Genomic DNA, 15,838 nt, shown 5'->3' with positions numbered 1-15,838 from the left:
CTCCTTTTTTATCTCGTAACATCCTCCAGGCCGCCATTCATAAAGGACGCAAGATCAGATCGATTGGGCAATCCTTCTGCATCGCCATTCACCATGGTTACCATTGCTCCCATCGCATTGCCCCGCCGCACTGCTTCTTCCAGCGCTATTCCGTCCAGCAGTCCTGACAGCACACCCGCTGCAAATGCATCGCCTGCTCCAACCGGATCTACTACCCGCTCTACCGTAAACCCCGGAATTCTTGTCATTGGAAGAGATGAGGAAGATAGCAGCGCCCCTTCCTTGCCCAGCTTCATAATGACTGTTTCAATGCCAAGAGCGTGAAATTTTTCAACATACTCCTCCGGTGTGCCGGTGCCGAATAAAAATTCCGCTTCCGAAATGCCTGGAAGGACGATATCGCTTATAGAGGCATATTTTCTCAAAAACTGGCGCGCTTCTTCTTCATCTCGCCAAATTTTCAAACGGAGATTTGGATCAAACACAATTTTCGTGCCATTTTCTTTCGCGGTACCGATAGCTTTTTCCAGCATCTCACGGCACGATACACTGAGCCCTGGCGTAATGCCTGTAATATGAAGATATTCAGCATCCGATATGGAGTCCTCCTGCAGCCATTCAGAACTCATTTTGCTGGCGGCGGAATTTTTTCTGTAGTAATAAACACGCGTGTCGTTCAAGCGCCTGAATTCTTTAAAAAACACACCGGTCGGTGCACTTGGATCGCGTGTCACATAAGACACATCCACTCCTTCACCGCGGATGAATGACAGCATGGCATCACCGAACTCATCCTCCCCAAGACGGCTGATCCATCTTGATCTATGGCCGAGACGGCTCAATCCGATGGCAACATTGGACTCTGCCCCGCCGAATTTCATTGAAAAAGAATGGGCATGGCGAAGCATGCCCTCTTCATTCGGTGTAAATAGAGCCATCGTTTCCCCGATTGTTACAACATCCATGTCTATCAGCCCTCTTTCTTCTGTGAATCACCTTTTACGTAATTGGATAAGGTTCCGATATTTTCAATGGTAATACTCATTCTGTCACCGTCTTTAAGCCACACCTTGGGATTCCGGCCCATTCCGACTCCAGGCGGTGTTCCAGTTGCAATTAAATCGCCTGGTCTAAGTGTCATCGACTGTGATAGGAATGAAATGATTTGCGGAATGGTAAAGATTAAGTTACTTGTATTGGAGTCCTGCATGATTTCCCCATTGAGTTCGAGTGAGATTGCCAGGTTGTGAGGATCTCCAGCATCCTCTTTTGTCACGATCACAGGCCCTGTTGGTGCAAAGGTGTCAGCTGTTTTCCCGCGGGACCATTGTCCGTCTTTAAATTGCAAATCACGGGCGCTAATGTCATTCATGATTGTATAGCCAAATACGTAATCGTTTGCCTCTTCTTCCGATACCCGCTTTGCTTCTTTCCCTATGACAATGGCCAGCTCAGCTTCAAAATCGACTTCATTTGAATTAATAGGAATCTCTACAGCATCATTATGGCCGGCAATGGCATTAGCATATTTAGAAAAGATCACCGGCGAGGCGGGCGGCTCCATCCCGGTTTCCCTGCAATGATCAATATAATTCAGGCCGACACAAATGATTTTTTCCGGGGCTGTAATCGGCGGAAGAATCTTCACATCAGAGACTGGAAAAACAGCAGCATCACTGTCACGCTGATCAATCAGGTTTTCAGCAAGCGGCAGCAGCTCCTCGCTTTTTTCTATAAATGTTTTCAGACACTTCGGAAATCGGTCTCCTCCCAGCAAGGTTAAGCTGATGGCTTTCTCTCCCTGAACCACACCAATATGCTGTTGTGAATGAATGGTGAAAGCAGCTAGTTTCATATTCAGCACCTATCCTTTCTTACGTTAGGGCATAAGGTGTTTTTTCACCTTTTAAAACCTGAACGATATTTTTCGCAGCCTTTTGACGAAGCTCAACCATTGCTTCCTCGGAATACCAGGCACTATGCGGAGTAATGAGGACATTGTCCATATTGAGAAGCGGACTATCTAGGCTAACCGGCTCTTCTTCGGTAACATCAAGAGCTGCACCAGCAATTATTCCTTTTTCAAGCGCTTCTATAAGAGCCTTTTCATCAATAATCGGACCACGGGCAGTATTAATGATGACGGCATTTTTCTTCATTTGGCTGAAGCGTTCTGCATTTAGCAGATGGAAGGTATCCTTGATAAGCGGTACATGCACCGATAAATAGTCGGCTTCCCGGATGATTTCATCAAGCTCCATTTTTTGAACCCCCACGGCAGCCATATCTTCTGCTGAAACGAACGGGTCGTATGCAGCCGTTTTAAAACCAAGAGGCTTCACCTTTTCAATAAACCGGCGTGGAATGCGGCCAAAGCCAAGAACCCCTACTGTCTGCTCGTTAAAGCGATGAATCGGTACACATGCTTTGAAGTCCCAGTTTCCTTTTTTCACTTCATTATTTAATAGAGTCACTTTGCGGGCCCATGATAATAAAAGGGCGAGTGCATGGTTCGAAACCTCTTCCATCCCGTAATCCGGAACGTTTGCAACTGTGATGCCTTTTTCATTCGCAGCATCCAGATCAATCGTATTGACACCCACTCCATAGCGGGAAATAACCTTGGTATTTTCTAGAGATTGGATAACGCCGCGCGATATAGGGGCATATTGATTTAAAATCGCATCGGCATGTTTTGCCTGCTCGATAACCTCAGCTTCTGTTTTGCATTGCGCTTTGACGAATTCAATTTCAAGCCCGCTTTCCGCAAATACATCTTCTTCATATTTCAAATTCTCAAATTCATAGTCTGTTAACAGTACTTTAAAAGCCATCCTATTTCACTCCTAATATATATAGTAAGAAATCCCTGGAACAGCATGGGGCTGCTTCAGGGATCTATTGTTATTTAGCTAACGTTTTTTCAACCTTCGGAATTCCAAGCCCCTCAGCACCAAGCTCTGAGGTTTTTGCTTCCGGATAATAGCGCTCAATCATTTGAATGCCAATGGATGCACGGCGGACACGTTCTTTTACTAATGAAATATTCGTGCTTTCCCATTGCTTTCCTGAAGGGTAAACATCCGGATGATTGCGAAGGCCGAATTTAATATAAACGGGAGCAAGCACCCGAATGATTTCCGGGATCTCGTAGTAGCGCAGGAATCCGCCGAAATTATCAGGAACCTCTACATACAAATCGATCGGAATATCAATGGCCTGCCGGATCGCCGCAAGTTTAGCCAGCGGCAATGCAGAAGGTACATTGTAGGTATCTGCCCCGATATCCTGCATTAATTTTACAGATACTGGATTAGCCGAGCCCATTTGAACGGAAACCTTCACAACAAAGTCCTCCGGAAGCTGTCCCTTCTTTTTCATTTCTTTTGTTAAAAGAAGGAGTCCTTCATCAGCCACAAGTGCGCCCCTTAAACCAAGTGCGGCACCACGCTTTAAATCTTCCATTGCATAGACAAGCTGATCGGCTCCTTCGTGGCGAAGCGCCTGAGATTTGCCGCCCGATGTAAACGGAGCTGCACTGATATCCCATGTGCCTCGCGGACCTACGAATAAGCTTAATTCCATTCCGCGTTCTGCTGTCAGATCACACATTTCTTTGATTTCTTCATCTGTTTGAAGCATAATGCCGCTTCCCTGGGAGACGCGGTGAATCGTCAAGCCGAGGCGATCGATTTCTTCAAGCGTGGCTTTTAACGCTTCAGGACCTTCAACGCTCGGAATTTCAACCCGGTATTGTGCACCGTCCGGGAATCTTTTCGTCGAAGTCGGCAACTCTTGGAAATCACTGGATGGATAGCCTAATTGTTCAAGCAATTCGCGGGATTCTTTCATGATTGGACGCCTTCTTTCGTTTCAATAGTTTTTAATAGATTACGAACATTTTCACGCAGATCGGCAGGGTATACATCAAACGGAACACGGTGCCCCGCTGCTGTATCAAACCAGCGCTGGTGAACAGCTTCTTTCATCGAGGTAAAAAACGTCGGGCAATAGGTGTAAACATCCATGAGCTTTGAAATCAGCTGATGATTCCTCTGCGCTTCAGCAAAATCTCCTCTTTGATACGCCTCATATAAATCCACTGATATTTCCGGAGCAAAAACGGCGCTGCCATTAATGCTGCCATCTGCACCGATCATTTGGGCCGGAAGCATATGCTCATCAAAAGCGGAGAATACAAGGAAATCTGGGCGAACTTTTTTCACCTCTGTAATCACTTGGCGAATGTGGCCAAAATCACCGACGGTTTCTTTAATGCCTGCAATATTGGAATGATCTTTGGCCAATTTAACAATTAGCTCAACAGGCAAATTTTGGCCGGTTAATTGCGGGATATTATAAATAAACACTGGCAGCTCAGTATGGCTGGCAACAGTTGAATAAAAGCGGTAAAGCTGCTCATCGGAAAGCTTCCAATAGTATGGGCTGACAGCCAGTACACCATCTGCTCCCAATTCTTCTGCATAAGAAGTTAATTCAAGAACTTCTTTGAGCGCAGTATGGCCTACACCAACCATCACTTTTACACGTCCATGGATGTGTTTAATCATTTCCCTTACATAAAGCTTCCGCTCTTCCATTGAAAGAGAAGAAAACTCGCCGGAGCTGCCCATCAGCAAAATACCATGAATTTTCTGTGAAATTAACTGATCAAGATAGCGTCTGTTTAGCTCCAGATCCAGATTTCCGGCTTCGTCAAATAAGGTGACGACCGGTGGAATAATTCCATGAAAGCCCATTATGTTCTCCCCCTTTTCCTTACCATTCGGCAATACTGCCATCTTCATGGCGCCAAATAGGATTTCTCCAATCATGTCCAACTTCCGCTGCCTCTTTAACTTTTTCTTCGTTTATCTCAATACCAAGGCCAGGCAGATCCGGAATGTTTACATAGCCATCTTTATAGGCAAATACTTCAGGATTATTGATATAATCCAAAATGTCCATTCCCTGGTTATAGTGAATGCCAAGGCTTTGCTCCTGAATGATGAAATTCGGAGTAGAGGCATCCAGATGAACAGATGAAGCAAGCGTCATTGGCCCCAATGGACAATGCGGTGCAATGGACACATCATAGGCTTCAGCCATCGCGGCAATTTTCTTTCCTTCCAGAATACCGCCTGTGTGGGAAAGATCTGGCTGGATAATATCCACATATCCGTCCTGCAGAAGCTGCTTAAATCCCCAACGCGTATACATTCTTTCTCCGGTTGCAATCGGACAGGTCGTATGAAGCGCTATTTCACGAAGAGCTTCATTATTTTCCGGCAGCACCGGTTCTTCAATGAACATAGGGCGGTACGGTTCAAGCTCTTTCACAAGTGTTTTGGCCATTGTTTTATGGATGCGGCCGTGGAAATCAACCCCGATGCCAAAGTCTTTTCCGAGCACCTCGCGAATGGATGCAACGCGTTCAATGACTGCATCCACTTTTGAAAAACTGTCTATGTAGTTCATTTCTTCCGAGGCATTCATTTTAATAGCTTGAAAGCCTTGTTCCTGTTTTTCTTTAGCTGCCGCAGCCACATCAGCTGGCCGGTCGCCCCCGATCCAGGAATACACTTTAATTTTCTGGCGCGCTTTGCCGCCAAGCATTTCATAGACAGGTATATTGTAATACTTGCCTTTAATATCCCAGAGAGCCTGCTCAATGCCGGAGATCGCGCTCATAAGAATCGGTCCGCCCCGGTAAAAACCGCCCCTGTACAGTGTTTGCCAGATGTCTTCGATGTCATTGGGGTTGCGGCCAATGATATAATCTGATAGTTCATTGACTGCCGCCTTCACGGTTTCAGCGCGCCCTTCAACAACTGGCTCTCCCCACCCGGAAATGCCTTCATCCGTTTCAATCTTTAAAAACAGCCAGCGCGGCGGAACTTTATATAATGAAAGTTTCGTAATTTTCATATGGGCACCTCGCAACATTTTTATAAAAAGGAGATTTCTATTTCGGGAAATCTCCTTTTTGCGACCAAATAGCCTTACAAATTTAATGAGTTAAAGTCTTTTCCATTAGCTCTGCTAAATTGGCCTATTGATTTCCGCTCCAGGCGCTCGCTTTCCGCGGGCGGTCCGGGAGCCTCCTCAGCGCATTCGCGCCTGCGGGGTCTCCCTTTGACACGCTCCTCCCGCAGGAGTCTCGCACCTTCCGCTCCAATCAACAGGGTGCCAAAATCGACTATAGCTTTAGCAAAACCTACCCATTAAGAACCTTTGATGAAGACCGTTTTAATAGCTGTATAAAACTCTTTCGCAGCTTCACCTTGTTCGCGTGAGCCTGTGCTTGAGGCTTTCATGCCGCCGAATGGCGCCTGCAGCTCTACTCCAGCACTTTCTGCATTAATGCGGACAAGTCCCGCTTCGATTTCATCAATGAATTCCAAAATGGAGCTGATGTCTGAAGTGAAGATCGATGCGCTCAAACCATATTTCGTATTGTTCGCCAGATCGATTGCCTCTTCCAGGTCAACGGCTCTAATAAGAGCGATCACTGGCCCGAAAATCTCTTCCTGTGCAATCGCCATATCTGGTGTCACTTCATCAAAAATCGCTGGCTTAACGAAGAAGCCGTTATCATATTCTCCGCCTGTCAGTACTTCGCCGCCATGGACCAGTCTTGCACCTTCATTTTTCCCAATCTCAATGTATTTATTGAACGTGTTGAATTGGCTTTCACTTGCACAAGGCCCCATCCAGATGCCCTCTTCAAGGCCGTTTCCGACTGTGATTTTTTCAGAAGCTTCGATAAGCTTTTGCTTGAATTCGTTATAAACATCGGCTTCTACGATGACGCGGCTTGAAGCCGTACATTTTTGTCCAGATGAGCGGAATCCGCCGCTGATGACCGCTTCAACAGCCTGGTCAAGATTGGCATTTTTCGCAACAATAACAGGGTTCTTTCCACCCATTTCAAGCTGGAATTTGATGCCGCGTGCAGCAGCTGCTTTCGCTACGCTTTGACCGACACTTTCTGATCCTGTAAAAGTAATGGCATTCAATTTAGGATGATCGATCAATCCCTGGCCGATCTCAGAGCCTGAGCCCGTTACAAAGTTTAATACACCTTCAGGGAAGCCGGCCTCTGCAAAGCACTCGACCACCATAGCAGCAGTGACAGCCGCTTCACTGGCAGGCTTGAATACAACTGTATTTCCGTACACAAGTGCAGGCGCGATTTTCCAGATTGGAATCGCAACCGGGAAGTTCCAAGGAGTGATAACACCTACAACACCAAGCGGAGCACGCTTTGTGAACATAAGGGCATCTTTATCGGTTGATGGAATCACGTCCCCTTCTTTGCGCATTCCTTCTCCTGCATAATAACGGAGGATGGCGATGCCTCGGGCTGTTTCTCCTTTTGCTTCAGGAAGGGTCTTTCCCATTTCCCTTGTCATGCTTTCCGCAATTTCATCCAGTCTTGATTCAAGGATGTTTGCTGTTTGGAACAAAAGCTGACCTCTTGCCGACTGGCCAAGCTTGCGCCATGCTTTCTTCGCATTGAATGCCGCCTCTACAGCCTGGTTCAGCTCTTCCTCAGTAGACTTTTGCACATAGCCGACTGCTTCCTTCGTAGCCGGGTTAATGCTTTCAATGACTTTGCCGGATGCTGATTCTTTCCATTCATTGTTAATAAAATTGCTGTACGTTTTTGTTTCGATCGTTGTTTTCATGCTTTAACCTCTCCTTTTAATAGAATTGTAAATTCTGCTAATATTGCCTGTTGACTCAGAGCCTTTTATTAAAACGTCGGACCAATACGCCAAATTCCGAAGTCATGCTGTTTCAATATCTCAGCTTTTGTCAATTTGCCATTTGCAACAGCCTGGATTTCTTTCATGATGCGTCCGCCGACTTCTCCTACTGTTTCTTTGCCGTCAACGATAGGTCCTGCATCAAGATCCATGTTTTCGTTCATGCGTTCGAACATCGGTGTGTTTGTTGAAATTTTAATAACCGGAGCGATTGGTGATCCGGTCGGTGTGCCGCGCCCGCTCGTAAACAGGACGATTTGTGCGCCGCCAGCCACCATACCTGTTAGCTGTTCAATGTCATGGCCCGGTGTATCCATCCAGACCAGCCCTTTTTTGGTTGGAATCTGTGCATAGTCAATGACTTCTTCCAATCGACTTGTACCCGACTTGGTTGCAGCCCCAAGCGACTTTTCTTCGAGTGAGCTTAAGCCGCCTTCAATGTTGCCAGGGCTCGGATTGCCGGTACGAATGTCAACGCCCATTTGAATCGAGCGGTTTTCCATCATTTTAATGACGGCATATGCTTTTTTGGCGACTGAGTCATTCGCTGCACGGTTGGCAAGCAAATGCTCTGCACCGATTAATTCGGTTGTTTCAGCTAAAATCGCGGTGCCGCCCTGTTCAACGATCATGTCGCTTGTGCGCCCAACGGCTGGATTTGCCGAAAGGCCGGAGCATGCATCAGATCCTCCGCACTCTGTACCGACGATCAATTCGCTGAAATCGCATAGCTCCCTCTGTACCATCGAGGCATCCTGAACCATTTTTACTGCTATTTTTGCCACCTCGGCAATCGTTTGAAGCGTCCCTCCATGTTCCTGGATCGATACTGTTTCCACAGGTTTGCCGCATTTGGCGATTTCATCCCCAATGCGGTGTGCCTGATGGGTTTCACAGCCAAGGCCGAGAACGATCACACCGTAAACATTTGGGTTCATCCCCATTCCGGCATATGTTCTGGCCGTCTGGTCATAATCCGTTCCAACCTGTGCACAGCCATGCTGGTGTATGAATGTAACAGTTCCGCTGACAAGCTCTGTCACCCGCTGGGCAGTTTGCGTTGCACATGTAATCGTTGGGAGTATCAGCACATGATTTCTTACCCCAACGCGGCCATCAGGTCGGCGGTAACCCCAAAACTGAAGTTTCTCATTGAACAACTTTGTCACCTCTTCCTCTTTTGCCTTCCAGATTATGAACATGCACATGTTCCCCGGCATCGATCGGGACGACTGCCGCCCCGATCACCTCACCGTATTTAATAATGTCATCCCCCTGGGGAATGGCTCTGACAGCGAATTTATGGCCAAAGCGGATGGGCTCAAGAATCCTAACGGTTTTTTCAATGCCCTCTGCTTTAACAATCACTTCAGCTTCTGCAGGAATATCTGAAAGAGCGACAGCTACACTATCCTTCTCGTTTAAATAAAGTGTTTTATACTCACTCATTTCCTCACCCCTTAGCGGCTTGCCTCACTTTTTCGCTTTGGACAACTGGGTTATTCAGAACGCCGATTCCAGGGATTTCAATTTCAATCCGGTCATTTTCGGCTAATGTAAATTCATTTGGCGGTACAACACACGTTCCGGTTAGGAGTACCGTTCCATCAAAGATATCATTATCAAGCACTAAATAATGGACAAGCTCATCCAGCGTGCGCTTCAGCTGATTGACCTGCGCATCCCCGTAAAAGACAAGCTCTTCATCGCGGTAAATGCGGCAAATAATTTGGAATTCATAAGGGTCTGAAACAGCTTCTGCCAATACAATAGCCGGCCCGATGGAGCAAGAGTTTTTCCAAACCTTTGCCTGCGGCAGGTAAAGCGGGTTTTCTCCTTCAATGTCACGGCAGCTCATGTCGTTACCAGCCGTGTAGCCAAGGACATTGCCCTCTTTATCAATAACCAGGCCCAGCTCAGGCTCCGGAATTTGCCAGTTGGAATCTGAACGGAGATAAACAGGATCATTCGGTCCTACCGTTCTTGCAGCCGTTGATTTAAAGAATATTTCCGGTCGTACGGCATCATAGACTTTGTCATAAAACGTCTCACGGTCAAGCTTGCCTTGTGTTGCTTCATAGTTACGCGCTTCTCTGCTTTTTTTGTACGTCACGCCTGATGCCCAAACTTCCGGTGCATCGATAGGAGTAGTTAACTGAAGGCCTTCCAATGGCTGCTTTTCTGCTTCAGCCGCGATTTGTTTTACAATATCAAATGCCGTTCTATTATCTTCGCGTGCCTTGGCAATCAACGACATAAAGTCGCTGAATGGAAGGTCTGCTACTTCATTTTCATTTGTCACAGCTGCAAGTTGTTTTTCATTTTCTTTTAGGTAGCGAATAATTCTCATTGTTTATTCCTCCTGAATGACCGATTGTCATTTTTTATATTTTTTGATACTCATAACCGAGATCCTGTGAAATGCTGCTACTGCAATCTTTTAAAATGCCCACATAATACTCGCGGGTTTCATCTGTAACTTTTGTAGCCGGCATGGACATGCTTATGCCTGCTATAACCTTGCCGGAATAATCCTTGATCGGAACAGCGAAGCAGACAATGCCTGGTTCATTTTCTTCATTATCCACTGAGTATCCGGCCATCCTGACATGGTCGATTTCATCTAATAATTCTTCTTTTGAGCTGATTGATTTCGGTGTTTGTTTTGTGTATTGATAGTTTTTAAGAAACTGGTCCAGTTCGGCATCTGTTTTCGTCGAAATAAGCGATTTGCCCACCGCGCTTGTATGAACGGGAACACGGCGGCCAATGCGGGAATAAAGGACGGTAACTCCGCTTCCTTCAACCTTATCGATGTAAACGCCCTCCTGACCGTCCAAAATGACCAGATGGACCGTCAAGTTCGTTGTCGCTGATAGCCTTTCAAGATGCTTTCTCGCCACTTTGCGCAAATCGAGATTGCTAAGAACCATATTGCCCCGTTCAAAAAGCTTCAGGCCAAGCCGATACTTTCCATTCTCCTCATTTTGTGAAATATACCGCTGTTCCTGTAAGGTTTTTAAGAGCGAATGAACGGTACTTTTATGCAGGTTCATTCGCTTGCTGATTTCAGTAATGGATAATTCTCTCTCCCGCTCGTCAAATAAATCCATTATTTTTAATGCGCGTTCCACTGATTGGATAATAGGCATTTCCGCTCACTCTCCTAGTTCTATTTAGCCTAATTTTACAGGATATTTGACGAGCATGCCTTATTTTGCAATCGTGCTTTTTTCATGCATTATAATATCTTTCTCATAATCCAGCACTGCATCTTCCACGACAGCCAATGGAACAACACCATTTGCAGCATCTGTATGGCCATACATGCGATTGCTTGCCGCGACCATCTTCTGGCGTACTTTTATTCTCATTTTTCTCTCTTCAGCAAGTGATCGTCTATCTTCTTTTACGCTGTCTGAAAATAAGTGAACAACGTTTCCTGCGAAAAGCTGGGCTCTGTCTACAAAATCAATGCGGCGTCCTCGAAGCTGAAGATGAACAACGTCACCAGTCTCAAGGAAACCAATGCCACCATCTTCATAGGCTTCAGGCGTCATATGCCCGATTGCTGCACCATATGTGACGCCAGAATAGCGCCCATCACTAATGATGGTTGCCAGTTTTTTCATCACGCGGTTGGCATTAATATGCTGCATTGGCGTGAACATCTCAGGCATTCCGAATGCCACAGGACCCTGGCCGGCAATCACAACTGAAATTTTTAAAATGCCTTTTTCAGCCATCTCGTCAAATAATTTTTCGTATGTTTCTTCTTTTAGCAGTTCCCATTCTTCCTTATTGTTGTATTTAAGTGTTTCAAGGAGCAGGTTATGATCAAATAATTTTTTCTCTTTTATACTGTTCAAGAGATTTGAGTCCAGCAGGCTTTTATTCGCATCATCTTCATTCTCGAAATAAAGGACGAATGCAAGCTTGTCATCAAACTGGTCAAGCTGAGGCGTCGGCATGCCGCTTATTTTTACAACAGCGCTTTCAAAGAAGTTTCCTTGCAGCACATCTACCCCGCTGAATGTCCTGCGCGGCGTTGATAGGATAACCGGGTTTTCTTTAACACTCACAGCTTTCAAGCTTTGTGTTATGGCCAATCTCTCTCTCCATGTTCTGGCTGCAACAGTCGGAGCATCCTGATCCATTGGTACCCCGTTTTCAATCAGTTCATAAAAGAGTGTTTCCATCCCTCTGCTCGTACCGCTGCAGCACTGCATGGCGAGCGAGTAAATATCGCGCCCTTCAGTCAGGCTGTAGTCAAACAGATCCGGTATTGGGTGCTCATGATGTATGCGATCCAAATCCCATAAGCTGAATTTGTAACCTGCATAGAGCATGCCTGCAACAATATGCATCATCAGGTTAGTGGATCCGCCAGAGGCGCTGTGGATGCGAATGGCATTTTTAATGTTTGCTGCGACAATATTGGAAACGCCATATTTTTCTTCATTGATCATGGTAGCAAAACTGTCAAGAACGGCATTGATCTGCCTTTGTGTTGGCGGATCTGTCAGCAGTTCAACCGCTGGATGAACAAGGCCCATACCGGCTACTAGATGGCGGGAACTATTGCCTGTTCCGTTAAAAGCACACACACCGCCCTGGCCATCACATGTTGCAACTGCCAGCCGCATTTCAAAATACTTATGCTGTTCTTTGGTTATAATGCCCCGTTCATAGGCACGCTCGAAAACACCCTGGAAAGCTGTATTGGATGAGCACTGCAAGATATAGGCCATTGTGTCACGCAAATCAATCGCCACATCTGAGGCACCTTCTGCCTCTGCTTTTTTCGCCAATTCTTCCAGTTCGGCGATGACATCATCCGGAATCGAACCGCCTTCCAAAACATGCGCTGGAGCAAAAGTTGCGAAGAACGGAGCCTCACCGCGGTCGCGCCTTACGCGGTCTACATGTGCCAATGCGCTAACAACACCAAGTGGCTGTTTATCGCAGCCTTGAATAACAAATGCTCCGTGGTAACTATGTGCTTCAAGCTGATTGACAACCATTTGGGCAACAGCGTTCCGGCTTTGGAGTGAATAGCTCATTCCCTGATTACTTTGAGCTGTACCGTCGCACATTACCGGAGTAGAAAAGTAAAATGGAACTCCTCCGTTTTGCCAAATGCGGATTGCCGCCCGAGCGGAAGTTTGATAATCCATTATGTGAGCCGGGTGATCCGATGAACCTCCAATAATAGCAATACGTGGGGCATTAACCTCCAGGCGGTTATAGATTTCTTCAAGTGTCCAATCCGGCTTTCCGCCTTCATATGAGGAACCAAGTGTCAATTTTGCACGGTCAAGCAGACCCGCTACAGTAATTGGTTCATTGGCTTTCCCCTGCACGTTATCACGGTAAGGGTTTACAGGATTATCAATAAGTGGATATAAATGTGTCATGTTAACACTCCTCATCTATCAATCTGCAAAAATAGCAAATCACTTTGCAGCTATTTTTCGAATTAATCGAGCACCAATTCTTCCAGCTCTGAAATAATTTCCAGATTGCTATTTTGTTTGGCTTCTTCAATCAGGCTTTCCGAGATCCAAATCTCACCGATGTCTAATGTATTCTTGATTCTAACGGCTTTTACCTTGTTTAAATCAAAGGCATTGCAGGTTTTAATAGCAGCCTTGACCGCAAGCTCTTTTGTTTCAAGCACCATCGGCAGTTTAATGACTTCAATTACGGTGCTTGTCAATGCGTTCGCATAGCCTTTTTCCCAGATAATCTCATCCACAACCGCTTTCGTTGTCATGTCCGCCATGCCGATGCCATTTGCATTTCCATGCGTTTTTTCTGTTAGGCCGAGCACAACTGTTCTTTTAATATCGGGTCCGCCAGTGGCGTAAGGTGTAGCAAAATTCCCAGTGATGTTCGGATCCATCCCATCGCCTGAAATATCCTTGCCAAGCTCATCTACTATCAGAACATCAAACTCATCAAAATGAATTTTGGGCATTAAGGACTTCGCTTGTTCTAATAATTCGGGCTCGGCTTTTTCCAGATCTTCTGCCGGGACCGCGATGACTTTTGCCACCTTGTCATATGCATTTTCAAGAGAAGCAAGGCCGAAAATGATCGGCGCTTTCGATAATGAGATTTTGGCCATTTCAGGCACATGCTCTGCCATATATTTAAAGCTATAGGCATGCGCGGCTTCTGCCCCTTTTTGCTTCCCAAGCCCGATCGTAATCATCTTCATTAGCCCGCTTTCAATGGGGCCCCGGAAAGCTGTATGAGGCTTAATCCGGTTAATGACGACAATTTTATCTGCTTCATAGGCGTTTTGATCAATGAAGACCGGGAGTCCATTTGGGAGTTCGCCAATTTTGACCACTTCCATTGAAGATTTAATCGGTGCCCCGACAGCGTCCTCCGTCACACCCAATTGTTGAAGCACATCAATCTGTCCTTCGTCTGTCGCACCGCCATGGCTTCCCATTGCCGGAACGATAAATGGCTGGCCGCCAACACGTTTGATTTCGCTTACTGTCTCGCGCACAAGCACAGGCAAGTCAGCCAGGCCTCTGCTTCCAACCGCAACCGCAACAGAATCGCCTTCTTTTATTTTCGTAAGCACATTGGTTTCATTTAGTGTTTTCCGGACCTCAGCTCCTACATCTTCAAGCTGGGGTGCATGAAATTTCTGCTTCACTTTAACCATTTTGGGAATGGGAATATCCTTCAAGATTTCTTTAATGATGTCCATATCCTTATCTCCTTCATCATGATCACTCTGGCAGCTTCAATTAATTAAGCCATTCAAGCGGCACCGTAATGATTTCCGGGAATAATATTAAGAGCGCCAGCACGATTGCGTGAACGACCAGGAATGGCCAGATGCCTTTCGTCAAATCCGCCAGGCTGATTTTACTTATTCCGCAGCCAACATATAGAACCGTGCCAACCGGTGGAGTAATCAATCCAATACACAGATTGATAACCATTACAATTCCGAAATAGACAGGATCGATTCCCGCCATTTTAACAAGAGGCAGCAATACTGGCGTAAAAATCAGGATAGCTGGTGTCAGGTCCATCACCAGGCCAATCAATAATAGGAAAATCATAATAACAACCATTAAAAGCAGCGGGCTATTAACAAGTGAACCCATATAACCTGCAATTTCCGCAGGAACATTGGCTACGGTAATGAGCCATGCCGATACCATCGCGGCAGCTGCCACAAACATAACAACACTCGTCGTTTTTGCCGAAGCAATTAAAACTTGATACAGCTCATCAAGCTTCAGCTCCCGGTAAATAAATAGACCAACAAACAAAGCATAAAATGCAGCAACAACGGCAGCTTCAGTTGGTGTAAAAACGCCGCCTCGAAGACCGCCAATAATGATGACCGGAAGCATTAAAGCAAAACTGGCCTGCTGGATTGCCTTCCAAATTTCTTTGGCAGATTTCCGCGGAGGCAGTTCACTTGTATCCTTACGTGACATAAAGAACCAGCCGATCATCAGTCCGACTCCCATCATTACCCCTGGAATGATGCCGCCCATGAATAAATCTGTAATCGATACACCTGCGGTTACTCCGAATAGAATCATCGGAATGCTTGGCGGAATAACGGGAGCAATGATACCCGATGCACAGATGATGCCTGTAGAGGTGTTGACGTTATAACCTTTGGCAATCATCATTGGAATTAAGATCGCTCCAAGTGCTGCTGTATCCGCAACAGCGGATCCTGATAATCCCGCAAATAAAATACTGGCAATAATGGCTACAAACCCAAGGCCTCCTCTAATATGGCCCACAAGCGCCATGGAAAAATCGACGATACGCTTGGAAATTCCGCCCGCATTCATTAATTCACCAGCTAATACAAAGAACGGGATGGCCATCAATGAAAAGTTATTGGCGCCATTAATCAAGTTTTGAGCAACGATTTGGCTATCAAAAGTACCCATGACAAACATCAGCATGACACCGCTGGCCAGCAGCGCAAATGCAATCGGCACTCCTAATGCCAGTGATCCAAATAGTGATCCTAAGAATACTCCTATCATGGCGAGTAATGCCCTCCTTTC

Annotated in this window: 14 protein-coding genes; all 14 read right to left on the bottom strand. The window is 46.0% G+C overall.

Annotated elements, in window-relative coordinates:
* Positions 1-8 precede the first annotated feature (8 nt).
* Positions 9-965, bottom strand: a complete 957-nt coding sequence (locus AC3ZVC_RS07170; protein WP_490067536.1) for a sugar kinase — start codon at positions 963-965, stop codon at positions 9-11.
* A gap of 5 nt (positions 966-970) precedes the next feature.
* Positions 971-1,855 carry a fumarylacetoacetate hydrolase family protein gene (locus AC3ZVC_RS07165; RefSeq protein ID WP_490067533.1) on the bottom strand — a complete coding sequence of 295 codons (885 nt, stop codon included), beginning with the start codon at positions 1,853-1,855 and terminating at the stop codon, positions 971-973.
* 19 nt (positions 1,856-1,874) lie between these two features.
* Positions 1,875-2,834 carry a C-terminal binding protein gene (locus tag AC3ZVC_RS07160; RefSeq protein WP_490067531.1) on the bottom strand — a complete coding sequence of 320 codons (960 nt, stop codon included), beginning with the start codon at positions 2,832-2,834 and terminating at the stop codon, positions 1,875-1,877.
* A 70-nt stretch (positions 2,835-2,904) separates the two neighbouring features.
* Positions 2,905-3,852 carry a hypothetical protein gene (locus AC3ZVC_RS07155; protein ID WP_490067529.1) on the bottom strand — a complete coding sequence of 316 codons (948 nt, stop codon included), beginning with the start codon at positions 3,850-3,852 and terminating at the stop codon, positions 2,905-2,907.
* Positions 3,849-4,760 carry a dihydrodipicolinate synthase family protein gene (locus AC3ZVC_RS07150; RefSeq protein WP_490067527.1) on the bottom strand — a complete coding sequence of 304 codons (912 nt, stop codon included), beginning with the start codon at positions 4,758-4,760 and terminating at the stop codon, positions 3,849-3,851. Before AC3ZVC_RS07150 ends, AC3ZVC_RS07155 begins: the two co-directional genes overlap by 4 nt.
* 19 nt (positions 4,761-4,779) lie before the next feature.
* Complete coding sequence (gene dgoD, locus AC3ZVC_RS07145) at positions 4,780-5,928, bottom strand: galactonate dehydratase (RefSeq protein WP_490067524.1); 1,149 nt, start codon at positions 5,926-5,928, stop codon at positions 4,780-4,782.
* 296 nt (positions 5,929-6,224) lie between these two features.
* Positions 6,225-7,691, bottom strand: coding sequence for an alpha-ketoglutaric semialdehyde dehydrogenase GucD (gucD, locus tag AC3ZVC_RS07140; protein ID WP_490067522.1), 1,467 nt, complete (start codon positions 7,689-7,691; stop codon positions 6,225-6,227).
* A 68-nt stretch (positions 7,692-7,759) separates the two neighbouring features.
* Positions 7,760-8,974, bottom strand: a complete 1,215-nt coding sequence (locus AC3ZVC_RS07135) for a UxaA family hydrolase (protein WP_214988049.1) — start codon at positions 8,972-8,974, stop codon at positions 7,760-7,762.
* Complete coding sequence (locus tag AC3ZVC_RS07130) at positions 8,922-9,221, bottom strand: UxaA family hydrolase (protein WP_214726320.1); 300 nt, start codon at positions 9,219-9,221, stop codon at positions 8,922-8,924. The genes AC3ZVC_RS07135 and AC3ZVC_RS07130 overlap by 53 nt, the downstream gene beginning before the upstream one ends.
* Positions 9,222-9,225: 4 nt before the next feature.
* Positions 9,226-10,122 (bottom strand): fumarylacetoacetate hydrolase family protein, encoded by an 897-nt coding sequence (locus tag AC3ZVC_RS07125; RefSeq protein ID WP_490067518.1) that lies wholly within the window; start codon positions 10,120-10,122, stop codon positions 9,226-9,228.
* Positions 10,123-10,156: 34 nt separating this feature from the next.
* The gene (locus AC3ZVC_RS07120; protein WP_490067516.1) at positions 10,157-10,924 is read right to left on the bottom strand and encodes an IclR family transcriptional regulator; all 768 of its coding nucleotides are present in this window, start codon (positions 10,922-10,924) and stop codon (positions 10,157-10,159) included.
* Positions 10,925-10,984: 60 nt separating this feature from the next.
* Positions 10,985-13,189, bottom strand: coding sequence for a dihydroxy-acid dehydratase domain-containing protein (locus AC3ZVC_RS07115; protein ID WP_490067513.1), 2,205 nt, complete (start codon positions 13,187-13,189; stop codon positions 10,985-10,987).
* A gap of 62 nt (positions 13,190-13,251) precedes the next feature.
* Positions 13,252-14,502: a nickel pincer cofactor-dependent isomerase, group 22 gene (locus AC3ZVC_RS07110; protein ID WP_490067511.1), complete on the bottom strand. Its 1,251-nt coding sequence runs from the start codon at positions 14,500-14,502 to the stop codon at positions 13,252-13,254.
* 40 nt (positions 14,503-14,542) lie between these two features.
* Positions 14,543-15,817, bottom strand: coding sequence for a TRAP transporter large permease (locus AC3ZVC_RS07105; RefSeq protein ID WP_490067509.1), 1,275 nt, complete (start codon positions 15,815-15,817; stop codon positions 14,543-14,545).
* Positions 15,818-15,838: the final 21 nt, after the last annotated feature.

This window comes from Cytobacillus sp. C11.1 (assembly GCF_058145115.1).
This window is presented reverse-complemented; position numbering and strand designations above follow the sequence as displayed.

Coding starts and splice junctions, on each gene's coding strand:
- AC3ZVC_RS07155 (WP_490067529.1), bottom strand. CDS start 3,852: ATGAAAGAATCCCGCGAATTGCTTGAACAATTAGGCTATCCATCCAGT.
- AC3ZVC_RS07125 (WP_490067518.1), bottom strand. CDS start 10,122: ATGAGAATTATTCGCTACCTAAAAGAAAATGAAAAACAACTTGCAGCT.
- AC3ZVC_RS07105 (WP_490067509.1), bottom strand. CDS start 15,817: ATGATAGGAGTATTCTTAGGATCACTATTTGGATCACTGGCATTAGGA.
- AC3ZVC_RS07110 (WP_490067511.1), bottom strand. CDS start 14,502: ATGGACATCATTAAAGAAATCTTGAAGGATATTCCCATTCCCAAAATG.
- AC3ZVC_RS07120 (WP_490067516.1), bottom strand. CDS start 10,924: ATGCCTATTATCCAATCAGTGGAACGCGCATTAAAAATAATGGATTTA.
- AC3ZVC_RS07165 (WP_490067533.1), bottom strand. CDS start 1,855: ATGAAACTAGCTGCTTTCACCATTCATTCACAACAGCATATTGGTGTG.
- AC3ZVC_RS07150 (WP_490067527.1), bottom strand. CDS start 4,760: ATGGGCTTTCATGGAATTATTCCACCGGTCGTCACCTTATTTGACGAA.
- AC3ZVC_RS07115 (WP_490067513.1), bottom strand. CDS start 13,189: ATGACACATTTATATCCACTTATTGATAATCCTGTAAACCCTTACCGT.
- gucD (WP_490067522.1), bottom strand. CDS start 7,691: ATGAAAACAACGATCGAAACAAAAACGTACAGCAATTTTATTAACAAT.
- AC3ZVC_RS07160 (WP_490067531.1), bottom strand. CDS start 2,834: ATGGCTTTTAAAGTACTGTTAACAGACTATGAATTTGAGAATTTGAAA.
- dgoD (WP_490067524.1), bottom strand. CDS start 5,928: ATGAAAATTACGAAACTTTCATTATATAAAGTTCCGCCGCGCTGGCTG.
- AC3ZVC_RS07170 (WP_490067536.1), bottom strand. CDS start 965: ATGGATGTTGTAACAATCGGGGAAACGATGGCTCTATTTACACCGAAT.
- AC3ZVC_RS07130 (WP_214726320.1), bottom strand. CDS start 9,221: ATGAGTGAGTATAAAACACTTTATTTAAACGAGAAGGATAGTGTAGCT.
- AC3ZVC_RS07135 (WP_214988049.1), bottom strand. CDS start 8,974: ATGTTCATAATCTGGAAGGCAAAAGAGGAAGAGGTGACAAAGTTGTTC.